This is a genomic window from Nocardia amikacinitolerans NBRC 108937, from assembly GCF_001612615.1.
Classification (GTDB): Bacteria; Actinomycetota; Actinomycetes; order Mycobacteriales; family Mycobacteriaceae; genus Nocardia; species Nocardia amikacinitolerans.
The window spans coordinates 47321-69361 of sequence record NZ_BDAU01000034.1 but is presented as its reverse complement, the minus strand read 5'-3'; the positions used below and the strand labels follow the sequence as shown (position 1 = coordinate 69361).

Annotated in this window: 19 protein-coding genes; 6 read left to right on the top strand and 13 right to left on the bottom strand. The window is 67.9% G+C overall.

What is annotated here, in order from left to right:
* Positions 1-45: 45 nt before the first annotated feature.
* The 3 genes from nirB to NAM01S_RS25045 form a co-directional block, all read right to left on the bottom strand.
* Complete coding sequence (gene nirB, locus NAM01S_RS25055) at positions 46-2586, bottom strand: nitrite reductase large subunit NirB (protein WP_067789428.1); 2541 nt, start codon at positions 2584-2586, stop codon at positions 46-48.
* A 28-nt stretch (positions 2587-2614) separates the two neighbouring features.
* A complete protein-coding gene (locus NAM01S_RS25050) occupies positions 2615-4072 on the bottom strand; it encodes a nitrate/nitrite transporter (protein WP_084483280.1) in 1458 nt (485 codons plus the stop codon).
* 261 nt (positions 4073-4333) lie between these two features.
* Entirely contained in the window at positions 4334-5617 is a 1284-nt protein-coding gene (locus tag NAM01S_RS25045) for a CynX/NimT family MFS transporter (RefSeq protein ID WP_157107902.1), read from the bottom strand.
* A gap of 41 nt (positions 5618-5658) precedes the next feature.
* On the opposite strand from NAM01S_RS25045, the gene NAM01S_RS25040 reads away from it, so the two are divergent.
* The 4 genes from NAM01S_RS25040 to NAM01S_RS25025 all read left to right on the top strand — a co-directional run bounded on the left by NAM01S_RS25040 (position 5659) and on the right by NAM01S_RS25025 (position 9784).
* Entirely contained in the window at positions 5659-6330 is a 672-nt protein-coding gene (locus NAM01S_RS25040) for a FadR/GntR family transcriptional regulator (protein WP_067789416.1), read from the top strand.
* Positions 6331-6589: 259 nt separating this feature from the next.
* A complete protein-coding gene (locus NAM01S_RS25035; RefSeq protein ID WP_067789413.1) occupies positions 6590-8068 on the top strand; it encodes an MFS transporter in 1479 nt (492 codons plus the stop codon).
* Positions 8069-8326: 258 nt separating this feature from the next.
* Positions 8327-8863 carry a GNAT family N-acetyltransferase gene (locus NAM01S_RS25030; RefSeq protein ID WP_169810902.1) on the top strand — a complete coding sequence of 179 codons (537 nt, stop codon included), beginning with the start codon at positions 8327-8329 and terminating at the stop codon, positions 8861-8863.
* Positions 8864-8929: 66 nt separating this feature from the next.
* Complete coding sequence (locus tag NAM01S_RS25025) at positions 8930-9784, top strand: hypothetical protein (RefSeq protein ID WP_067789407.1); 855 nt, start codon at positions 8930-8932, stop codon at positions 9782-9784.
* 16 nt (positions 9785-9800) lie between these two features.
* On the opposite strand, the gene NAM01S_RS25020 is transcribed toward NAM01S_RS25025, so the two are convergent.
* The 7 genes from NAM01S_RS25020 to NAM01S_RS24990 form a co-directional block, all read right to left on the bottom strand.
* Positions 9801-10802: an SCO2521 family protein gene (locus NAM01S_RS25020; protein WP_067789405.1), complete on the bottom strand. Its 1002-nt coding sequence runs from the start codon at positions 10800-10802 to the stop codon at positions 9801-9803.
* 13 nt (positions 10803-10815) lie between these two features.
* Entirely contained in the window at positions 10816-11832 is a 1017-nt protein-coding gene (locus NAM01S_RS25015) for an SCO2522 family protein (protein WP_253799370.1), read from the bottom strand.
* A gap of 33 nt (positions 11833-11865) precedes the next feature.
* Complete coding sequence (locus tag NAM01S_RS25010; protein ID WP_067789403.1) at positions 11866-12783, bottom strand: SCO2523 family variant P-loop protein; 918 nt, start codon at positions 12781-12783, stop codon at positions 11866-11868.
* A gap of 3 nt (positions 12784-12786) precedes the next feature.
* On the bottom strand, positions 12787-14646 hold the full coding sequence (locus NAM01S_RS25005) for an SCO2524 family protein (protein WP_067789400.1): 1860 nt from the start codon (positions 14644-14646) through the stop codon (positions 12787-12789).
* Positions 14647-14924: 278 nt separating this feature from the next.
* Positions 14925-15776, bottom strand: coding sequence for a TIGR02569 family protein (locus tag NAM01S_RS25000; protein ID WP_067789395.1), 852 nt, complete (start codon positions 15774-15776; stop codon positions 14925-14927).
* Positions 15777-15939: 163 nt separating this feature from the next.
* Entirely contained in the window at positions 15940-17124 is a 1185-nt protein-coding gene (moeZ, locus tag NAM01S_RS24995) for an adenylyltransferase/sulfurtransferase MoeZ (protein ID WP_067789392.1), read from the bottom strand.
* Positions 17125-17218: 94 nt separating this feature from the next.
* The gene (locus NAM01S_RS24990) at positions 17219-18412 is read right to left on the bottom strand and encodes a DUF3152 domain-containing protein (protein ID WP_307188703.1); all 1194 of its coding nucleotides are present in this window, start codon (positions 18410-18412) and stop codon (positions 17219-17221) included.
* 184 nt (positions 18413-18596) lie between these two features.
* Between NAM01S_RS24990 and fasR the strand changes: the two genes are divergently transcribed.
* Positions 18597-19286 carry an HTH-type transcriptional activator FasR gene (gene fasR / locus NAM01S_RS24985; RefSeq protein ID WP_067789389.1) on the top strand — a complete coding sequence of 230 codons (690 nt, stop codon included), beginning with the start codon at positions 18597-18599 and terminating at the stop codon, positions 19284-19286.
* Positions 19287-19381: 95 nt separating this feature from the next.
* Here the strand turns inward: fasR and NAM01S_RS24980 are convergent, their stop codons facing one another.
* Together NAM01S_RS24980 and NAM01S_RS24975 are read right to left on the bottom strand one after the other, a co-directional pair.
* Positions 19382-19609 (bottom strand): DUF3107 domain-containing protein, encoded by a 228-nt coding sequence (locus NAM01S_RS24980; protein ID WP_067789386.1) that lies wholly within the window; start codon positions 19607-19609, stop codon positions 19382-19384.
* A 155-nt stretch (positions 19610-19764) separates the two neighbouring features.
* Positions 19765-20313, bottom strand: coding sequence for a YceI family protein (locus NAM01S_RS24975; protein WP_067789383.1), 549 nt, complete (start codon positions 20311-20313; stop codon positions 19765-19767).
* A 102-nt stretch (positions 20314-20415) separates the two neighbouring features.
* On the opposite strand from NAM01S_RS24975, the gene NAM01S_RS24970 reads away from it, so the two are divergent.
* Positions 20416-21255 carry a helix-turn-helix transcriptional regulator gene (locus NAM01S_RS24970; RefSeq protein WP_067789552.1) on the top strand — a complete coding sequence of 280 codons (840 nt, stop codon included), beginning with the start codon at positions 20416-20418 and terminating at the stop codon, positions 21253-21255.
* 88 nt (positions 21256-21343) lie between these two features.
* Here NAM01S_RS24970 and NAM01S_RS24965 read toward each other — a convergent pair whose 3' ends face one another.
* Positions 21344-22036 carry a ferritin-like fold-containing protein gene (locus NAM01S_RS24965; RefSeq protein WP_067789381.1) on the bottom strand — a complete coding sequence of 231 codons (693 nt, stop codon included), beginning with the start codon at positions 22034-22036 and terminating at the stop codon, positions 21344-21346.
* Positions 22037-22041 lie beyond the last annotated feature (5 nt).

Sequence of the window (22041 nt, the reverse complement as noted above, 5' to 3'; positions counted from 1 at the left end):
CCTTACTCATTGGTACCGGCGTCCTGTTTCCGCACGGTTAAGTCGTTATTTCCCGTGCGTGGCGGCCGGCATTTGTGGCACACCCAACAGCACCGGCACCTTCCGCTCGCCGCTGTCGTCGAACGAGATCGTCGGGTCGGCCTCCGCCGGCGCGTTGACGAAGGAGACGAAGCGGGAGAGCTTCTCCTCGTCCTCGAGCACCGCGGCCCACTCGTCCTTGTAACCGTCGACGTGCTTGGCCATGGCGGCCTCCAGCTCGTCGGCGATACCGAGGCTGTCCTCGCAGATGACCGCCTTGAGGTAGTCCATGCCGCCCTCGAGCGCCTCCTGCCACGGCGCGGTGCGCTGCAGCCGGTCGGCGGTGCGGATGTAGAACATCAGGTAGCGGTCGATGTACTTGATCAGCGTCTCGTCGTCGAGCTCACCGGCAAGCAGCACCGCGTGCTTCGGCGTCAGACCGCCGTTGCCGCCGACGTAGAGGTTCCAACCGTTCTCGGTCGCGATCACGCCGACGTCCTTGCCCCGCGCCTCGGCGCATTCGCGGGCGCAGCCGGACACGGCCAGCTTCAGCTTGTGCGGGGAACGCAGTCCGCGGTAACGCTTTTCGAGCAGCACGGCCATGCCGACCGAGTCCTGCTGGCCGTAGCGGCACCAGGTGGAGCCGACGCAGCTCTTGACGGTGCGCAGCGACTTGCCGTACGCGTGGCCGGATTCCATGCCCGCGTCCACCAGACGCTGCCAGATCCGCGGCAACTGCTCGACGCGCGCGCCGAACAGGTCGATGCGCTGGCCGCCGGTGACCTTGACGTAGAGGCCGAATTCCTTGGCCACCTCGCCGATGGTGATCAGCTGCTCGGCGGTCACCTCACCGCCGGGCATCCGAGGCACCACCGAGTAGGTGCCGTTCTTCTGCAGGTTGGCAAGGAAGTGGTCGTTGGTGTCCTGCAGCGCGGCCTGCTCACCGTCGAGAATGTGGTCGCTCGAGGTGGAGGCGAGGATGGAGGCCACGGTCGGCTTGCAGATGTCGCAGCCGGTGCCCTTGCCGTACTTGGCGATCAGGCCCGAGAAGGTGCGGATGCCGGTGACCTGAACGATCTGGAACAGCTCGGCGCGCGACTGGGTGAAGTGCTCGCACAGCGACTTGGAGACCTCGACGCCGGACTGCTCGAGCAGCTTCTTGAGCATCGGCACGCAGCCACCGCAGGAGGTGCCCGCGTTGGTGCAGCTCTTGATGGCGGGCACGTCGCAAGCGCCCTCGGCGATGGCGCCGCAGATCGCGCCCTTGCTGACGTTGTTGCAGGAGCAGATCTGGGCGTCGTCGGGCAGGGCGTCCGCGCCGAGTTCCGCGCCCGCCGGGGAGATCAACGAGGCGGGATCGGCGGGCAGCGGACGGCCGACCAGCGGACGCAGCGCGGAGTACGCGGACGCGTCGCCGACCAGGATGCCGCCGAGCAGGATCTGCGCGTCGTCGGAGACGACGAGCTTGGCGTAGGTGCCCTTGGCCGCGTCGTGCAGCACGACCGACAGCGCGCCCTCGGTGGTGCCGTGCGCGTCACCGAAGCTGGCCACGTCGACGCCGAGCAGCTTCAGCTTGGTGGACATGTCGGCGCCGGGGAATTCGCCGGCGCCGCCGAGCAGCCGGTCGGCCACCACCTCGGCGGTGCTGTAGCCGGGGGCGACCAGGCCGTAGCAGACGCCCTCGACCGCGGCGCACTCACCGATGGCCCAGATGTTCGGGTCCGAGGTCTGCAGACCCAGGTCGGTGACGATGCCGCCGCGCGGACCGACCTCGATGCCCGCGTCGCGGGCGATCTGGTCGCGGGGACGGATGCCCGCGGAGAACACCACGAGCGAGGCGTTGTCGATGGTCGACTCGTCGGAGAGGGTCAGCTTGAGCTTGCCGTCACCCGCTGCCTCGATCGACTGGGTGCCGACGCCGGTGTGCACGTTCAGGCCGAGGTCGGTGACCAAGCGCTCCAGGATCGCGCCGCCGCCCGCGTCGACCTGCGCGGGCATCAGCCGGTCGTTGAACTCGATGACGTGCGGGGTCATGCCGAGCAGGCGCAGCGCGTTGGCCGCCTCCAAGCCGAGCAGACCGCCGCCGATCACCACGCCGACCGCGCCGGGACCGGCCGCCTCCGCGGTGGCGCGGATCCCGTCCAGGTCCTCGATGGTGCGGTAGACGAAGCAGCCGTCCAGGTCGTGGCCGGGCACCGGCGGCACGAAGGCGTAGGACCCGGTGGCCAGCACCAGCGCGTCGTAGGCGATGGTGTCGCCCGCCGAGGTGACGACCTTGCGCGCGTCGCGGTCGATGCTCTCGGCGCGCTGGCCGAGGCGCAGCTCGACGAGTGCGTCACCGGCGTACTCGTTGCCGGGCAGCGCGAGCAGGCTCGGATCCCAGCTGCCGACGTAGGACGAGAGTCCGACGCGGTCGTAGGCGGGCAGCTGCTCCTCGCTGAGGATGACGATCTGCCACTGGTCGGCTTCGTCACGCGAGCGAAGTGCCTCGACGAAACGGTGCCCGACCATGCCGTGGCCGACGACCACCGCTGTCTTGCGCTGGGCGGGATCGACTGTGGGGTTCATGGTGACCTCCCTGGGAATGGTTCGGGCGTCAGGCGCGAGCCGACGAGTTGGACTTGGTTGCGGCAGCCTCTGCCTCGAGGACAAGCGCCTCGGCCTCGTGCACGACATCGCTGTCGACGGCCATGGTGGGACGGCGGAGGAAGACCAACCAGGTCACCGCGGCGCAGACCACGTAGAAGGCCATGAACACCCAGAAGGCGGTGGTGGCCGAGTTGGTCGAGGCGTAGGAGGTGCGCAGCACCAGGTTGATGCCGACGCCGCCGAGCGTGCCGATCGCGCCGACGAAGCCGATGAGCGCGCCGGAGGTGTTCTGCGACCATGCGGCCTGCTCGGCAGGGCTCGCGTCCAGGCTCTTCGACTTGGCGTCGAAGACCGACGGGATGATCTTGGTGACCGCCCCGTTGCCGAAGCCGGAGAGCACGAACAGGGCGATGAAGCCGATGACCAGCACAGCCATCACGCCACCGCTTGCGACACCGTCGTTGCCGTCGGCGACAGTGCTGGCCAGACCGACCACTAGCGCGGCCGCCATCATGGCGCCGAAGACGTACAAGCTGACCTTGCTGCCGCCGATCCGGTCGGCCAGCTTGCCGCCGTACGGCCGGGCCAGCGAACCGAGCAGCGGACCGATGAAGGCGATCGACGCGGCGTGCAGCGCGGCCTGCGCGGCGGTGTCGCCGCCCGCCTTGAAGCTGATCTGCAGGATCTGACCGAAAGCGAAGCTGTAACCGATGAACGAACCGAAAGTGCCGATGTAAAGGAAGGCGATGGCCCAGGACTGCGGCACCTTCAGGGCCGTGACCATGGAGGACAGGTCGGCCTTCTGGTTCTTCAGGTTGTCCATGTAGAGCGCGGCGCCGACACCTGCCAGCGCGACAAGGACCAGGTAGATCGCGCAGATCAGCGAGGCGTAGCCGTCGCCGAGGGTCGCGATGACCAGCAGGCCGAGCAGTTGGATGACCGGAACACCGATGTTGCCGCCGCCCGCGTTCAGGCCAAGTGCCCAGCCCTTGAGCCGCTGCGGGTAGAAGGCGTTGATGTTGGTCATCGAGGAGGCGAAGTTGCCGCCGCCGAAGCCCGCGAACGCCGCCACGATCATGAAGGTGGTGTAGGAAGTGCCCGGCTGGTTGATGAAGTACAGCGTCAACAGCGTCGGGATCAGCAGCATGAGCGCGCTGAAGATGGTCCAGTTGCGTCCGCCGAACCGGGCGGTGGCCACGGTGTAGGGAATGCGCAGGAACGCGCCGACCAGCGTCGGCATCGCGACGAGGAAGAACTTGCCCGCGGGATCGATGCCGAACTTGTCGGCGGGCATGAACAGCACCATCACCGACCAGATCGACCAGACCGAGAATCCGACGTGCTCGGCGAAGACCGACCAGATCAGGTTGCGCTTGGCAATGTCTTTGCCGCCCGCCTCCCAGGCCGCGACGTCCTCGGCATCCCAGTGCTCGATGTTGTGGTTACGCGTCAGCGTGCTCAACAAGGGCCTCCCAAAATCGGTTGGCCCCAACGGTAGGAAACAGGTATTGCCGAAATGCTGCGGTAAATGACCGCCAAATCAACGGTTGCTCACGATTCCCCGGGTTTCGGGGTGAGTTTCAACGTTATGTTTCACCCGTGTGACACAAGCGTTTCCACGGGTGACAAACAGCCGATCTCGCGCACAGCGGCCGGTGAGGTGTGACGCGCACAGCATGCGCCGGGCCGCACCGGCACGCAACTCGAACCGGGAGATTCCGCCGGATCAGTTCCAGGTGTCCTCGAGCATGCGCGGCTTGCACGCCTGCCACGCGCCCGCCAGCAACACAAGCACCGCGAGGCTCAGCATCGCGAACGGCGCGAGCCAGCCGCCCGTCGCGGTGTGCAGCATGCCGAACAGCAACGGACCCGCGCACGCCACCGCGTAACCGACGCCCTGGGTGAAACCGGACAACGCCGCCGAGCCGCGCGGGGTCTTGGTGCGCAGATTGATGAGGGTGAGCGCCATCGGGAAGGTGCTCGGGCCGAGGCCGAGGATCAGCACCCACAGCACGGGCGCGCTCATCGGCGCGATCAGCAGGCCGGCGAAGGCGGTGAAGAACAAGGCCGCGCAGCCGACGACAACGGGGAACGGATTGCGGAAGCGCGCGACGATCGTCGGCGCCGAGAGCGCGGCCACCAGACCGACAAGAGCGAACAGGCCGACCATGGTGCCGCCGAACGCCGCGCTCGCGCCCGCTTCGCTCAGGATCTTGGGCAGCCAGGCGAAGATCGCGTAGGTGGTCAGCGAGGTCATGCCGAACATGCCCGCCATGCCCCAGGCGACCGGCGAACGCCAGACACGGCCCGCCGGCTCTTCGCCGTCGGCGGGCAAACCGGTGGTATCGGCCACGTCGCGGCCGCGCCGATCGCGCAGCACTTTGATCCACGGCAGCGCGGCGGCGAAACCGAGCAGCGCCCACAGACCGATCGAGATCCGCCAGCCGTGTGCCTCGGCGACCGGCACGGCGATCAGCGCGGGCACGACGGTGCCGAGTTGCACCATGGTGATGTAGAGCGAGCTGATGACCGCGAGCCGGTCCGGGAAGTACCGCTTGACCAGCGGCGGGATCACCACGTTGCCGATGCCCATGCCGCCGAGCGCGAGCGCGGAGAAGATCAGCAGCTCGGCGGTGCCGTGCGTCATGGCCCGGATCAGCATGCCGAGGCCTGCCATCACCATCGCGGTCAGCGCGGTCCGCTCCAGGCCGAGGCGGCGCACCAGGATCGGGGTCAGCAGGCCGGAGAGGGCGAACATCGCGGTCGGAATCATGCCGAAGACGCCGACGACCGCGGTCGAGTAGCCGATGTCCGCGCCGATCCGCTCGGCAAGCGGACTGAACGCCGTGACGGCGACGCGCAGGACCAGTGCGGACATCACGATCGCGGTCAGGACGAGTAGTCGACCCTCGACGAGCGCGCGCTTGCGCTGCTCGAGAACGGCGGAATCCTGGCGGGTCGCGGTGTTCGAGAGGGTCGCTGTCACCGAGAAATCATAGGATGACCCCATGATCGGCGGCAACAATTTGTGACGGGCGGTACTCTGTTTCGGTGCAACCCGTCCGGCGCACCAGCCTCATCGCCCAGGTAACCGAACAGCTGCGTGCCGAAATACGTTCCGGCCGTTGGGCTATCGGCTCCCGCATCCCGACGGAGCCGGAGCTCACCGAGCTCACCGGCACCGGCCGAAATACGGTGCGCGAGGCCGTCCAGGCGCTCGTGCACGCGGGCATGCTGGAACGCCGCCAAGGTTCGGGCACCTATGTGATCGCGGCCTCGGAAGTCGGCGGCACCCTCGGCAAGTACTTCGCCGACGCCGAGGAGCGCGACGTCCTCGAACTGCGCCTCGCGCTGGACACCACCGCCGCCGCGCTCGCCGCGCGCCGCCGCGACGACGCCGACATCGCGAACCTGCGCAGGTTGCTCGAGGAACGCAGCCACCACTGGGACGCGGACACCCACAGCGCCATCGCCGCCGACGTTGCGCTGCACCGCGCGATCGTGGTCGCCAGCCACAACGCCGTGTATCTCGAGTTCTACGACTCACTGCTGCCCACCATCGAACAGGTGATCCGCTCCCGGACTTCGAAATCCGACGATTCCTACGACGCCGAGCACAACGAACTGGTGCAGGCCGTCGTCGACGGCGACGCCGATCGCGCCGCGCAGGCCGCGCGCTGCTTCCTCGGATCGCTCATCGCGGAATACCCGGACGCCCGATAGTTCCGACCGGTCCCGCGCCGCGATCGCCAGGTAACCAACTGGTCACTGAGGGCGTTCCCCCCATGTGAGTCGGATTTGCCTGGAACGTCATCGAAGGCCACGGGCCCGCAACAACTGGCTTCTACCTTTGTCTCGACCGTACAAAGGCAACTCGACGGCCCCTCCCCGACTTGGATGGGCGTCCCGAGACGAATCAACGTCGCAACGGCGCGACGATTGCCGCGATGAGGGTCGGTCGAGCCTAATCGAGAGGAAGCCGATGACTGCCACAGTTGCTGCCACCGGCCAGCAGTCGGAATCGTTCAGCCACCAGAAGCGTGGCCGCTGGCTGGACCACTGGGAACCGGACAACCTGAAGTTCTGGGAATCGGGCGGGAAACTGACCGCGCGCAAGAACCTGGCCTTCTCGGTCTTCGCCGAGAACCTCGGCTTCAGCGTGTGGGTCATCTGGGGCACCGTGGTCACCAGCATGGGCGCCGCGGGCTTCGACTTCCTCGCCGGGCTCGGCAAGGGCAACCCCGTCGCCGTCAGCAACGCGCTGCTGCTCACCTCCACCCCGACGCTCGTCGGTGCGGCGCTGCGCATTCCGTACACCTTCGCCATTCCGAAGTTCGGCGGGCGCGCCTTCACCGCGTTCAGCGCGGCGATGCTGCTCATCCCGACGCTCGGCCTGGCCTACTTCGTGAACCAGCCCGGCACGCCGATGTGGGTGTTCATGGTGCTCGCGGCGCTGGCCGGCTTCGGCGGCGGCAACTTCTCCTCGTCGATGGCCAACATCTCGTTCTTCTTCCCGGAAGGGAAGAAGGGTGCGGCCCTTGGCATCAACGCCGCGGGCGGCAACCTCGGCGTCGCGCAGACCCAGCTGGTGCTTCCGCTGCTGATCACCCTCGGCACGCATCTCACGGCCAAGGATCCGGCGGGCTACCGCTTCGGCATCACGCTCTCGGTGCTGGTTTGGGTGCCGTTCATCCTGATCGCCACCTTCGGCGCGCTGCGCTACATGGACAGCATCAGCACCGCGAAGTCCGACGGCAAGTCCTACAAGCTGGCGCTCACCAACCGGCACACGTGGGTGATGTCGTTCCTCTACATCGGCACCTTCGGCTCCTTCATCGGCTTCTCCTTCGCCTTCCCCACCCTCATCAAGGCCAACTTCCCCGACCTGGCCAAGATCGGCTGGATCACCACCCTCGGCAACTTGGCCTTCCTCGGCGCCTTCGTCGGCTCGTTCAGCCGCCCGTTCGGCGGGTGGATCTCCGACAAGGTCGGCGGCGCGAAGATCACCGTGATCGTCTTCGGCGGCATGGCCGCCGCGGTCGCCGCGATCATGGCGGCGCTCGAGCTGAAGAGCTTCCCGCTCTACCTGATCGCCTTCCTCGCGCTGTTCATCATGACCGGCATCGGCAACGGCTCCACCTACCGCATGATCCCGTCCATCTTCAACGCGGAGGCCAAGAAGTACGCCTCCGAGCACGGCATGGACATCGCCGAGGCCGCGGCGTCGGCCAAGCGACAGGCGGGCGCCGCGATCGGTGTCATCGGCGCGATCGGCGCCTCCGGCGGCTACCTGTTGCAGCAGGCACTTCGCTTGTCCAACATCAACTTCGGTAGCATGGCGCCCGCCTTCTGGGCCTACTCGGCGGCGTTCATCGTGATGGCTGCGGTCACCTGGTTCTTCTACCTGCGTTCCTCGTTCGCCATCGGCCGCGTCCCCTCGCTGGCCTACGCGAAGGTGTAACCGCATCACCGTCCGGCGTTCGGACCGATCCCCGAACGCCGGTCGGGGCGAAGCGATCCCGATTTCCCCTCCGGGACCGCCGCCCCGGTTCGACCCGAATGCCGCTGGGAAGACTGTCCTCCCAGCGGCATTCGGCGTCCGCGGGCAACCTCCTGGCTGTCACCACCACGTCGGCTAGCCCCCTGGATTCCGAACCCCACAGCGCAACAACGCTTTACGCTGGAGCACAGACTCACGAGGGGCGACAGAGGTGAGCTGTTGGATATCGGGACAGGGGCGGGGGCAGGGCCGGTGTTCCGTACCGCACAGCTCGATGACCTCGAAGACATCGCCGCGCTGGAGCGGGAACAGTTCGATGATCAATCGCTGTCCTACGTCGCGCTGCGCCAACTGTTCGAATTGCACGGAACGAACTGGGTGGTCGCCGAACTCGACGGCGCGGTGCGCGGCTACGCGCTGGTCGGCGTCGACACCGGGCGCCGCGGCTGGGTCATGGGACTCGCCGTCGCCACGAACTACCACGGGCGCAAGCTCGGCCGGGCGCTGCTGGAACTGGCCGTGGCGAGATGCCGCGCCGCGCCGGTCGACAGCGTGTACCTCACGGTGCGGCCCTCCGACGAGATCGCGAGCAGGCTGTACAAATCCGTCGGATTCGAGCTGGCCGAGCACGACGAGCAGTATTTCGGTCCGGGCCAGCCGCGCGACGTGCTGCGGTACCGAATCCGCCGGGCGCCGACGGGCCCGCCGTTGTCCTCCGCCGACCCGCGCTGGCTGAAACCGGGCCAGGGCCGATAGCCGAAATACATTGCTATCGTGGAAAAGACGTCGTAACCGACGTTGTTCCACCGGGGGAGAAGCATCATGATCGACCATCCGGATCAGTCGTCACTGCCGTTCGTCGCGTCGATGACAACCCGGATCAACCGCCACGCCGCCGCCTACGCGTCCGAGATCGCCGAGCACCTGGCCACCGCGCATGATCACCGGCCGGAGCAGCTGCTGCTCGACTCCTTCAACACCCACGTGGAAACCGTTCTCGCCAGCTACGATCCGCCCGGCGTCCGCAGACGCGGTGACAGCCTGGTGTTCGCCGACAGCTATGCCGAGGCGCGGTCGCCCCTGCCGGGGGCGCGTCGATCCAACGACGTGCCTGTCGAATTCCTCGCTGCCCTGCTCGCCGCGGAGGTCGAGTTTCGTGGACCGCTGCGCTCGAGCCGCACGCAGAACACCATGCTCGCGAGGGTGTACGAACGCCTCGGCGAATGTCTGTCCGCTACCGGCTTGCCCGGCCACGCGACCTTGGCGTTCGGCCGCGCCACCGGCCTGCACCGGCAGAACGAAGACGAGGACGCGGCCGACCGCTGCGGTCTCGCCCGCGCCCGCGCCCAGTGCCGTGCCCGCCATCCGCGCTGGCGCCGGATCGGCGGCCAGCTCTCGGACCTGTTGTGCGGCTATGGGTATCGGCCGTTTCGGCTGCTGATGTGGATGCTGCTGCAACTGCTGCTGTTCACCGTGGCCATCAGCTGGCTCGCGGACACGGCGCTGCACTCGAGTCTGTACCTGTGTTTGATCAACTTCCTCAATCCGGCGGGCATGGGCGACACCGAAGCCGTCGGGCGGACGGGACGCGCGCTGCTCGTCATCGAGTCGTACGCGGGGACGGTGTCGATGTCGGTGTTCTTCGCGCTGTTGGTGCGCCGGTGGTTCCGGCTGTGACCGGCCGCCGAGCCGCTCACCACGGCGCTGCCGCGACCTTCGCGTCACGCAGCGCCGCCAACGTGGCGACCGCAAGGCGATCGCGCAGCTGACCGACGCTCATCCGCCATTGGCGGTCGAATCCCGGCTCGGCGTGCAGCTGTTTCCAGAGTTCGCGCAGACCGGGCGGGCTGTGCACGCCGGGCATCCACAAATGGGCGAGATGCTCGAGGATGGCGGACAGGATCCGCGCCGATTCCGCACTTCCCGCCGGGTGCCGGTTGGTCTCCTCGATCGCCGTTCCCGCGGCGGTCAGCAGCCAGTCGTGCACGGCCAGATCGGCGCAAAACCGCTGCGCGAGAGGCAGATCCGCCGGATCGCGCACGGTCACCCGGACAGTGCGCAGCGCGCCATCCTCGAGCCGCATCCGCACTTCGGGCTCCACGTCCGTTCCGGCGTAACGCGCGACCCAGCGCAATCGTGTCGAGCCGGCCAGCAAGGGCTGCTGCTGATCGAGCAAGGGATGGACGCGAACCGCGGCCAGGGTTCGCTCGCTGATCGAGCACAGATCCAAGGTGTCGGCGATTTCCGGAACGGCGAGGAAGCCGTCGGCGAGGTCCTCGGGCGTCCCCGGTTTGGTCTTGGTGACCACCTCGGTCACGCCGACCCGGCTCAGATAGTGCGACCACGGCTGCCGTTGGGTCTGCTCGGCCCGCCGGACGGTGGTGCGCGCACAGCTCTGCAGCACTCGGCCGCCGTACACGACAGCCTCGGTGGCCACCGTTCCGATCGCGTGCACCGTAGCTCCCGAGACGGTCGCCAACCTGCAGTCCACTCCGCACACCGTGGTCGGCGAGATCGCCAACGGGATCGGGCGCGCGCGAGTGGAGACGAGGCTGCCCGGCATCAGGGCGGCGAGCAGACCTTCGACTTCGGTCGCGTTCAACGTCCCGGAATCGGGCACGAGGCAGGTGTGGATCTCGCCGAGCAGTATCAGCGCGTCGGCGGGCACGGTCCGCCCGCCGGTCCCGTTCGTCATCGCCGCCGACCCGTCAGGATCCCGGCAGGAGCACGTGCCCCAGCCGCTCGGTGACCTTGCGCGGCACGGTGACGCCCTCGGCCACACCGCTCCAGATCGCTTCATCGATCACCGCGTCGTCCACCTTGACGTGGGCGAGGATGACCCGGACCGCGTGCTCGATCTCCACATAGCGGTGCGGCAGGATCGACATCGATTCGAAGGCCGAGAACGGATCCGCTTCCGGGTTCAATCGCACCACGGTCGGCAGGTCGCGCCAGCTCTCCGGCCAGCCCGCCACCGGGTCCCACTCCTGCGGCTCGGCGACGGCCGCGCCTTCGTAGCGAAGCATGCCGAGCCGGAGCAGCTGCCATATCGAAGCGAGGAACGGACACGACCACACCCGCTGCTGCCCGGGCCGGGCCTTGGTCTTCTTCGTCGGCGGCGCCCACAACTGTGCGTCGAGGAAAATGGAATGCTCGCGCCGCCCGTATTCCTCGGCAGGCCGGTACTTCTCGAGACGCATGGCCTGCTGTGGCTCGTCGTCGGAGGAACGGCGGCCATTGCACAACCATCCGGAGACGTCGGTAGGCGGTCTACGGCCGGTCGTGTTCTGTACCGGCTCGGGTACCACGCGCGCGGACACCATCTCCGCCAACGGAATCCGGATGCCCGTGGCGACGCCATCGGCGTAGACCGGCGCCTCGAAACATCCTTCCTCACGCGCCAGGTAATCGATGCGCATATCGCATTCCGCGGCCGCGGCAAGGAGCTTGCCGATGATCCGCGCCGGGTCGGTGTCCGGCCCGAAGTAATCGTCGACAAGAAAACAAGTACTGACTTTCGTGTTCCTGCCGTATCGACGCCTGACTTTGGCCTCGATGAAATCCAGGTACTCCTTGACTTCCCGGAATTGCGCCCTGATCCGATCCTCACCATTGGTGAGATCGTTCATGTAGAAATGCCCCACTTCGATAGATACATGCGACATCGGCACCGCGGCGATTCGTGCGCTCGCGGTCGCCTCGCTGTACCGTGCGGCGATGTCCACTGGCAGTCCAGACCTTTCCTGTGCTGGTGTAGATCAGAACGTTTCCCACACGGCGGGATCGGTGAGCCTGCGGGCGAGTTCGCCGAACGCGCCGACCGTCGTCTCGTTCGCTATCTGCGCGTCGACGTCCGCGTCGACGAGCACTTGCTCGCGCCACTGCAGGACCGGCTCCATCGGCGTCTCGCCGAGCAGCGTGTCGGCACCGAGTTTCTTGACCGAGGCGAGCCGCTTGAGCGCCTGATGCTGCTCGAGCAGCCACCGGGCCTGGGCGGGTTTCTCGCTGCTCGCGCCGCGGAACGGGTCGGGTACCGCGGTCCGCACATACCGGATCGATTCGGTGAGGTGCACCAGGTCGTGCCCGTATTCGACGCCGGAGCTGAGCAGGCCGTTCGGACCGTGCACCAGGGCGCTTGTCGCCATGATGTGCTGGCGCGTCCACCGGTGGAAGACCAGCCACCGCGCCACCGCGCCTGCCAGCTGCCGCCGCGCCGTCGCCTGCAGCACCAACTGCGCGGCTGCCGAGCGCCCCGCGCTGAGATCGACCAGAACGACGTGGAATTCGGACAACGCCTCCGTCAGCAGGGCGAGGCAGCGCTCCACCATGTCGTGACCCGCGCCGAGAAATTCCGCGCCGCCCTCGTCACCGGGAAAGAGGACCAGCTTTCCGGATCGGGTCGGCATCTGCCGCAATGCGCCGCGATCCGATTTCGCGCGCACGTCGACCCGTGTCGCGGTGCCCTTCTCCCCCAGCAGATAGCTGTGTAATCCCGCGCCGCCGGAAACGCCACGTTCGACCGCGCTGACTTCGAAGAGCGCGCCTGCCGTCGGCGAACCGAAGTCGAAATCGAGGTAGGCGACGTTCTTTCCGCCGAGACACAAGCGGTAGGCGAGATTGCAGCTGGTCACCGATCGGCCGGTGCCGCCCTTGTCCGATGTCGCGAAGACGAGCATGGATCAGCGGCTCCTCATCGCGTCCTGGTCCGCGTAGGACAGTTCCTCGAGTTCCTCCAGCGCCTTCATGGCCAAACTCGCCGAGGTACCCGGCTTCTCGGTGACCAGCTCGCGCGCCCGATTCACCCGCCGCTCGATCCGCGCGAGGGCTCGGCGATTCGCCGAGTGATCCACCGCGCTGACGCCGAGCAGTTCCTGGTTCAGCAGGTGCTCGGCCTCGCTCAAGTAAGCGACCGCGTCGTCCACCAGAGCAGGGGGACGCAACGGCAGCGAACGATAGGTGCGTGCGGCCGTGATCAGGCACTCGACGACGCGCTCTGTCAAATACCACGACGGCGCGGTCACGGCGGTGTCGTCGACACCGAAAGCACGCGCCGCGTCGTCCCACAGGCCGGTGGCGGGCCCCTCCTGGATCTTCCTCGCTTCGAGGTGCTGCATCACCGATTTCGCCAACTCCATCAGGCGGTGCCGGGCGGTGACGTTGCCCGACAGCCGCGCCGCCTGCAGGATGCGTTTGAGCAGAACCGGCGCGTAGTCCGAGACGACCCAGGCCAGTCGCGGGCCGTCGTCCACCTTCTCCGAGCCGACGAGCGACATCGGCACGCCGGGGACGTGCAGCTGCACGACCGGATCGTCGTGCGTGAAGCGACGAATGAGCTTGCCGCGCTTGGCCAGCTCGTCGAAGATGTCGACCGCCCTTGTCAGGTCCTCGTCGTTGGCGGTGCGGTTCACCAGATCCTGGATGAGCACGGCCGAGACCACGAGACTGTAGTAGTCGGATTCCTCGCCGTCGGAGGTCCGCCACGGAATGTCTTCCAGTGGCCAGCGACCTGGGCCGAACCGCGCCACCGTCGACCAGTAGAGCTGGGTCAGATGCCAGCGGGTCTGCAACGCCTCGGCGAGCCTGCGCTGTTCGTCGTCGAGCAGGTCGAGCTGCCTGGTTCGCTGCGAGGTGAGGTCGTTGATGCCGTCCAACGCCACGACGGTGAAATACAGGTACGGTCGGGGGTCCGCGACACCGGAGCGACTCGCTATCCGTCGCGCGGAGAAATCGATGGTCGTCGCTCCGTCGACCACACCCCAGCTCCAGCCGCACTCGAAAAGCCTTTGCTCATCCCATAATTCGACACCCGGGATGGTGGCAAGGGTGACATCGCTGCGCAGCTGGGTCCGCACCGGTTCGAGAGCGCGGACCAGAGCGTCGAGCAGCAGCCGCTCGGGCATGCCGGTCTGGTTCATCATGCCCAGGATCGCTTGTCCCGCATCGTCTCTGGGATCGACGGTGTTCACGACGAAGCTGCGAAGCAGGCCGATCATCGCCGCGGTAAGCCGGGTGCCGACGTCGCCGACGAGCGCCTCGATCCGGCGTTCGAGCGCGCGGGCTTCCTCGTAGGTCTGGCTCTTCACGTAGACCTGGTAGACCCGCAGGAAGCCGAGGGCCGCGATGCACAACGTCAGCGACATCGAGTACGAATCGACGATCTCGATCGCGCGCTGTTCCTCGGTCGGCGGGACTTCCGCGCCGCCGCGCAGATAGCTCCCGGCCGCGAAATTGGGTTCACCGTCCGGATCGGTGTAGCGCTGGACGTAATCCTCCAGCACCCGCACGATCACTTCGCCGATGCGCGGCGGTCCGCCCAGTGCTTCCAGTGCCGCCGCGACATCCTCGGCTGTGTCGTTCGGACGATCGAGGGAAAGCATGCTGATCTCGGTGGCCGGGTAGAGCAGGCAGAGCAGTTGTTCGGCGTCACTGATGGAATTCGGGGCCTCGCGTCCACCCCATTGCCACGCGCCGTCTCGATAGCACGTCGAGATCAGCGACTGCCAGACATTCAGAACCTGCTCGCGTGGCTTTATTCGCATCTGCCGCTGTCCTCACCCCATGTCGCAGTCCCCGAGATTCCACAAGGAAAAGTCACGGACGCGAGTTCGTCAAAATTAGCACGATCGACGAGATCGCGCTCGGCTCTATACATTTCGAACAACACCGGTTCGGGACGACACCGAACCGGGTACTGCGGAAGAACCAGTGGGCGGCCGGATAGCTACGGCTTTCCGTCGAGCACATGAGCCGAAAACGCCGACATCGAGGTGCGCGGCGGAGCAGAGCTTAGCGCACCGCCGCCCAGCGCAGCTCGAATTCAGAGCATCAGCCGGACCATATCGGCGGTCCGCGCCAGCCCGGGGAAGGCTTCGGGGGTGGAGCGGGGATGCAGCGCGTGCACGGCGAGGCGGAACATGACGGCACGCAACAGCATCTGGGGCCACTCCGGCAGATCGGACCAGCGGTCGAGCAGGCCTTCGTCGGCGCCGCCCCAGGAGAGCGCGTCGATGACGATGACGCCCGCGGCCCAGGCGGCGGGACGCCAGTACGGGGTGATGTCGGTGAGGCCGGGGCTTTGCGCGCCCGCGAAGAGGATGGTGCCGAACAGGTCGCCGTGCACCAGTTGGGCCGGGGTACGCACCGGCTTGCGCAGCGTGGCGAGCTGGCCGATGAGTTCCATGCTGCGCTGCCCGTCGGGCGAGGTGGTCGGTACCGCGCCGCCCGCGCGCAGGCTGCGCAGCGGGACCGCCTCCCACGCCGCGCGATCGGCCGCAACGAAGACGTCCACGTCGACCCACGGCGTGACCGGCGGCTGCACGAGGAAGCGCGGGCGCTCCAGCCGCGTCGTCGCCTGGTGTAGCCGCAGCGAGATCGAGACGACCTCGTCGTGGCGCGCCTCGGGGCTGCCTTCCAGGTAAGTGTCGGCGCGCCAGCCCGACACCACGTAGCGACCGTCGGTGGCGCGCACCGGACGGGCCACGCGTAGCCCGTCGACCTTCAGCGTCTCGCGGATCTTCGCCGACCACGCCGCCCGCGCGTGATCGGCGACCGGGCTGAGCACCACGTCGCCGCAGCGCCAACCGCCGTCCCAGTCGCCGAGCGGGACCGGAGTCACTTCGCGCAGACCGAACGTGGCGCGCACGTGCTCGGGAGGTTCCACAGAAGTCACGGCCGTACGGTACCGCCGGTGCGGGGCCGGATTCGGACGCCGCGCCGGTCCGGTCGCGCGTCCGGCTACCGCGCGGATCCGGGCCCTGTACGGCCCGGATCCGTCGTCGAGTCGCGGTGTGCGTCCGCCGGGCGAACCCGCGCGGACACGAGTCCGTCGTCGCTCAGTAGACCGGCAGGCTGGTGTCGACCTGGTTGGCCCAGGCGACGATGCCGCCCTGCACGTGCGTGGCGTCGGAGAAGCCCGCGTTCTTGAGCACCGCGAGCGCCTCGGCGGACCGGATGCCGGTCTTGCAATGCAGCACGATCGGCTTGTTCTGCGGCAGCTCGGACAGCGCCTCACCGGAGAGGATGCGGTCCTTCGGAATCAACCGCGCGCCCTCGATGTGCACGATGTCCCACTCGACGGGCTCGCGCACGTCGATGAGCTCGATGTCCTTGCCCGCGTCCAGCAGTTCCTTCAGCTCGCGCGCGGTGATGGTCGACCCGGCCGCGGCGGCTTGGCCCTCCTCGGACACCACACCGCAGAACGCCTCGTAGTCGATCAGTTCGGTGATCGACTGACGTTCCGGATCGCGGCGCAGCTTGATGGTCCGGTAGCTCATGTCCAGTGCGTCGTAGACCATGAGACGGCCGAGCAGCGGCTCGCCGATGCCGGTGATCAGCTTGATCGCCTCGGTCACCATGATCGAGCCGATGGACGCGCAGAGCACGCCGAGCACGCCGCCCTCGGCGCAGGACGGGACCATGCCGGGCGGCGGAGCCTCCGGGTAGAGGTCGCGGTAGTTCAGGCCGCGGCCGTCGGGGGCGTCCTCCCAGAAGACCGAGACCTGGCCTTCGAAGCGGTAGATCGAACCCCACACGTAGGGCTTTCCAGCGAGCACCGCGGCATCGTTCACCAGGTAGCGGGTCGCGAAGTTGTCGGTGCCGTCGAGGATCAGGTCGTAGTCGCGGAACAGCTCGACCGCGTTCTCCGGCTCCAGGCGCAGCTTGTGCAGGCGCACGTCGATGCCGGAGTTGATCTCCAGGATGGAGTCGCGCGCGCTGTCGGCCTTGGGGCGGCCGATGTCGGACTCGCCGTGGATGATCTGGCGCTGCAGGTTCGAGGAGTCGACCTCGTCGAACTCCACGATGCCGAGGGTGCCGACGCCCGCGGCGGCCAGGTAGAGCAGGGCGGGCGAGCCGAGACCGCCCGCGCCGATCACCAGCACCTTGGCGTTCTTCAGTCGCTTCTGTCCGTCCACACCCACGTCGGGAATGATCAGGTGACGGCTGTAGCGGGCGATTTCGTCCTTGCTCAGTTCCGCGGCCGGCTCGACCAGCGGCGGCAGGGACTTCGGTGATGACACGTCCAGGACTCCTCGAATCGAATTGGCCGATCGCGATGTGCAACGCGGACGATCGAACCGTTCTTCCCTCTATCGTCGCGCACCGCGCCGCCGATCAGCCGCGCGGGTACGGCCAGGGGTTGAATCGGCAGCGTTTGCCGTCCATCGGGACGACGCCGTCGGGATCGAGCGCGGCGATGTCGTTGTTCTCGGTGCCGAAGGTCTGCTGCATCATGATCGGCGCGAGCCCGCCGTCGGCCTCGCACGGCTGGTGCTGGTGGTAACCGATCGCGTGGCCGACCTCGTGGTTGATCTGGTACTGCCGGTAGGAACCGATGTCGCCTTCGAAGGCGGGCGCGCCGCGCACCCAGCGCACCTCGGAGAGCACCACCCGATCGAGGTCGGCGTTGAAGCACGAGGAATCGATGGGGATGTCGAAACCGCAGGCCTTCCTGGTGGTTTGGCGCGAGGTCAGCGAGATGCGGAAATCCGGGTTGCCCTGATCGACGCGGCGGAACGCGAAGCGCTTGTCCTGGACCCAGCTCTTCGGATTGGCCAGCGTGCTGTCGATCATCTTGGCCACCGACTCGTCGCCGCCGAAGCCGGCGGTGTCGACGCCGTTCTCGATCTCGATGGTGTAGCTGAAGTGGTACTCCGTGCCCGCGCCGACCTCGGCGGTGCCGCCGGGGACCACCCGCCAGGTGCCCGCGCCGTTCTCGGTGAAGGGGCCGCCGTCGGGCAGCGCGCCGGTGGGCAGATCGGCGGGGAACTGTCCGGCGCCGGGCGGCGCGCCGATGACGCCGGTGTTCGCGGCGGGCGGGCTGAGCCGACCGAAACTCGGGGCGGCGGTCGACCCGGCTGGGCTGCCGCCGCCGCGCACGGCGTCGGCGATCACGAGCACGGTGACCACGAACAACACGGGGAGGGCGTACGCGCGCCACCCGTAGGTGGACACGAAACGGCCGAGCGCGCTCTGCTTCTTGGCGTTGCGATCGGGTCGAGGGCCGCGGGAGCGATTCGGATCCGGCGCCGTGGGGTCCCAGCGCGCCCGAAGCGGCTGATGGGAGCGGTCGGCTGCCTGGTAGAGACCGAGAGGGTCGTAGATCTCGACGCCGTTGGCGTCGCGTGCTGCCGTCGGGGGTGTGGGCGCGGGTGCCGCGTCGTCGCCGTCGGGTTTCCGCGGCCACGGGTCGGTGCGGGTCCCGCGCTCGGGTCTGGATCGGCCGGGCCGATCTGGGATCCCGGACCGCGGTACAGCGCCCGATCGGGCAGCCGCACCCGAACGAGTTTCGGGACCGGACCTTGCCACGAGTTCTGAGCCTACGGAACCGGACGACCCAGAGCCAATGGGGGCCGAGCTCAGCTGTGCGCCACGTCTCACCCGCTGGACGAGATCGACAACCCCGATCGGCATGTGAGCTACAACCGGGTATCGTTCATTGGATACCCGGTGCACAACCCCTTTTGCCGGGGACTCGACTGGGAGAGCCGAAATGACTGACCTCGTGGACCGGATGACGTCCCGCAGAATGTCGTCCGAGGCCATGGTGCCGACCAAACGCGGTACGCGGTTGCCGCGTGACGAACGGCGGCAGCAGCTACTCCAAGCGGCGAGCGAGGTGTTCGTGCTGCGCGGTTATCACGCGGCGGGCATGGACGAGATCTCGCAGGTCGCGGGTGTCAGCAAGCCGGTGCTGTACCAGCACTTCACCAGCAAGCTGGAGCTGTACCTCGCGGTGCTGCAGAACTACGTCGACATGCTGGTGTCGAGCGTGCGCCAAGCGCTGCGCTCCACCACCGACAACCGTCAGCGCGTGCGCGCCGCCGTGCAGGCCTATTTCGACTTCGTCGACAACGAGATGCAGGGCTTCCGGCTGGTCTTCGAATCCGACCTGACCAGCGAGCCGCAGGTGCAGCGCCGCGTGGAGCAGGCCACCGAGGCGTGCGTGGACGCGGTCTTCGACCTGGTCGCGCACGACTCCGGCCTCGATCCCTATCGCGCGCGCATCCTCGCCGTCGGCCTGGTCGGCACGAGCCAGTTCACCGCGCGCTACTGGCTGGAGGCGGACCGCCCGATCCCCAAGGACGAGGCCGTCGATACCACCGTCGCGCTGGCCTGGGGCGGTCTGTCGCACGTTCCGCTGCACCCGATCGACAACGCGGGCAACGCAACGCGCTTCTGATTCGGCGGCGCGGCTCCTGCCGCGCCCCAAACGCGAACGAGCCCTCGGGTTCTCGGTCATGAACCGGAACCCGAGGGCTCGTCGCGTAGAGGTCGTCAGACCGCGGCGAAACCGACCCGGCCGCTGGTGGCGGTGCCGATCTCCACGTAGGCGACCTTCGAAGCCTGGATGAGGAACTTGCGGCCCTTCTCGTCGGTGAGCGCCACGACGCCGCCGGTGCCGCTCAGCGCCTCGGACACCATCGCCTCGACCTCTTCCGGGGTCTGCCCGCTGTTGATCACGAGTTCGCGCGGGCTATCCGAAATACCGATCTTGACCTCCACGGCCAACCTCCGAACCTAGAGTCCTGTGCGGCGGTCGGACGTTCGCGTCCGCCCGAGCGCTCTTGCTGTCCGGTCCAAGGCTAGTGCAGGGCAACGGCCGCGCGGCACCGCACTGCCTACGCTGACCGCGAACAGCGATCCGGCCGAGCGGCCGGTCACTTGGGTTCGATCAGCTCGATATCCAGCTCGATCTTCACCGCGTCGCTGAGCATGCCCGGCATCGGGCCGCCGACGCCGAAGTCGGTGCGCTTGATGGTGCCGGTCGCCGAGAATCCGGCGTGCCGCTCGCCGGTCGGACCGAAGTCCTGGACGCCGCCCCACTCGACCTCGAGGGTGACCGGCTTGGTGATCGCGCCGAGGGTGGCCTCGCCCTCGACCGTGAATGTCTCGGCGATCGCCACCGGCCGAGGGGCGCGGAAGGTGAGCGTCGGCCGGTTGGCGACGTCGAGGAAGTCGGCGTTGCGGACGTGGGCGTCGCGGTCGGCGTTGCCGGTGTCGAAAGAGTCGAGGTAGATGGTGGCGCCGAGGGTGGCCGCGCCCGTCTCGTCGACGACGAACTCGGTCTCGAAGCGGGTGAACCCGCCGCGCACCTTCGAGATGCCGAGGTGGCGGATGGTGAACGCGACCGAGGAGTGGGCGGTGTCCAGCGCCCAGGATCCGGGCTTCAGCTGCTGGGTGGCGGTGGTTGCGGAAGTGTTCGTCATGCCATCGACCTTGTCCGGACCACGGTCCGGTAACCAGACCGCCGTTATCCTGGACCTCGCAGGGCGAGGATGAATGTCCGAGGACCGGGCACGATGGAGACCATGGCACGCAATGGTTTCGCCGAATTCCTCGTCGCCCGCCGCGGCGAGCTCCGGCCCGCCGACGTCGGAATGCCCGAGGGCGGGCGGCGCCGGACGCCGGGACTGCGCCGCGAGGAGGTCGCGGTGCGGGCGGGTGTCAGCGCCGACTATCTGGCCCGGCTGGAGCAAGGTCGCGACACGAATCCGTCCGTCGCGGTGGTCGAAGCGCTCGCCGACGCACTGTTGCTCGATGGCCCGCAGCGCCACCACTTCGGACTGCTCGCGATGGCCTCGGGCAACGAATCCCGTTGTCCGGGTAGCGAATCCCCGCGCGAACAGCTCGGCGAGACGATCAGGGCGGTGCTCGACGCGCTCCAGCCGACACCCGCCTTCGTCATCGGCAGACGGCTGAACGTCCTCGGCTGGAACCCCGCGTGGGCCGACTTCGCGACGCCGCTCGGTCTGCTCGACGAGGACGGCGAAGCGAACCTGGCCTGGTACGTCTTCAAAGATCCGCGCGCCCGGCGGACGCTGCGCGACTGGCCCGCCGCCGCGGTCACCTTCGCGGACGCGCTGCTACGCGCGAAGATGCGCTGGCCGGGCGACGCCGAATTGCTCGCGATGATCGACGCGCTGCGGCGCGAGCCCGAGTTCCGTGAGCGGTGGAAGCCACATCGGGTCGGCGACGGGCCGGTGTCGAGCCTGCTGAAGTTCGATCACCCGGTACACGGCCCGGTCGACGTCCCGTTCGAAACGATGGAAACCGACCGCGACCAGAGCGTCGTCGTCTGGCTACTCGACCAAGCCGCCACCCGCACCACCGGCCTACGACTGGTCCACACCCGCGCCGCGAACGAATAAGGCGCCGACCGAAGGTGACCGTGACCAGGTATGACCGACCGAAGGTGGCCTTTGGTCGGCGACCTGGTCCGGCCGTGGGCGGATCCGATCAGATGCCAAGGACCGCCATGCGCTCGGCGTGGCTGGTCTGCATGCGCTCGAACAGCGCGGCGATGCCGTTGAGATCGCCGGTGGCCGTGAGCACCAGGTCGGTGAGTTCGTCGCGCTGCGCCATGACGTACTGCGCCTGGGTAATCGCCTCGCCGAGCAGCCGCCTGCCCCACAGCGTGAGCCGGTCGCGCTCGGAGCGGCTGGTCGACACCGCGCGCCGCACCTCTTCGACAACGAACTCGGAGTGGCTCGTCTCGGCGAGCACGTCGTGGACGACGGTGGCGACCTCCGGCGACAGCGCGCCCGCGATCTCGCCGTAGAAGTCCGCGGCGATGCCGTCGCCGACGTAGAACTTCACCATCGACTCGAGCCAGGTCGAGGGATCGGTGGACGCGTGGTAGGCGTCGAGGGCCCGAACGAACGGCGCCATCGCGTCGAACACCTCGACGCCGCGCTCGGCGAGCGCCGCCTCGAGCGTCTTGAAGTGGTCCATCTCGGCGGACGCCATCTTCGCGACGGCCACCTTGCCGCGCAGGGTCGGCGACAGCTTGGCCTCCTCGGCCAGCCGGTAGAACGCGGAGATCTCACCGTAGGCGAGCACGGCGAACAGATCGGTCACACCGGGATGGTCCGCGGCGATGGGCGAGGTAGCCGGATCGAACGAAACGCCAAGTGTTGACTGTGCTCCCATGTGCC

What these genes read in the sequence shown, in the direction of transcription:
- nirB (WP_067789428.1), bottom strand. Translation starts at nt 2,586, where the DNA reads ATGAACCCCACAGTCGATCCCGCCCAGCGCAAGACAGCGGTGGTCGTC.
- NAM01S_RS25045 (WP_157107902.1), bottom strand. Translation starts at nt 5,617, where the DNA reads ATGGGGTCATCCTATGATTTCTCGGTGACAGCGACCCTCTCGAACACC.
- NAM01S_RS25035 (WP_067789413.1), top strand. Translation starts at nt 6,590, where the DNA reads ATGACTGCCACAGTTGCTGCCACCGGCCAGCAGTCGGAATCGTTCAGC.
- NAM01S_RS25025 (WP_067789407.1), top strand. Translation starts at nt 8,930, where the DNA reads ATGATCGACCATCCGGATCAGTCGTCACTGCCGTTCGTCGCGTCGATG.
- NAM01S_RS25020 (WP_067789405.1), bottom strand. Translation starts at nt 10,802, where the DNA reads ATGACGAACGGGACCGGCGGGCGGACCGTGCCCGCCGACGCGCTGATA.
- NAM01S_RS25010 (WP_067789403.1), bottom strand. Translation starts at nt 12,783, where the DNA reads ATGCTCGTCTTCGCGACATCGGACAAGGGCGGCACCGGCCGATCGGTG.
- NAM01S_RS25005 (WP_067789400.1), bottom strand. Translation starts at nt 14,646, where the DNA reads ATGCGAATAAAGCCACGCGAGCAGGTTCTGAATGTCTGGCAGTCGCTG.
- fasR (WP_067789389.1), top strand. Translation starts at nt 18,597, where the DNA reads ATGACTGACCTCGTGGACCGGATGACGTCCCGCAGAATGTCGTCCGAG.
- NAM01S_RS24975 (WP_067789383.1), bottom strand. Translation starts at nt 20,313, where the DNA reads ATGACGAACACTTCCGCAACCACCGCCACCCAGCAGCTGAAGCCCGGA.
- NAM01S_RS24970 (WP_067789552.1), top strand. Translation starts at nt 20,416, where the DNA reads ATGGCACGCAATGGTTTCGCCGAATTCCTCGTCGCCCGCCGCGGCGAG.
- NAM01S_RS24965 (WP_067789381.1), bottom strand. Translation starts at nt 22,036, where the DNA reads ATGGGAGCACAGTCAACACTTGGCGTTTCGTTCGATCCGGCTACCTCG.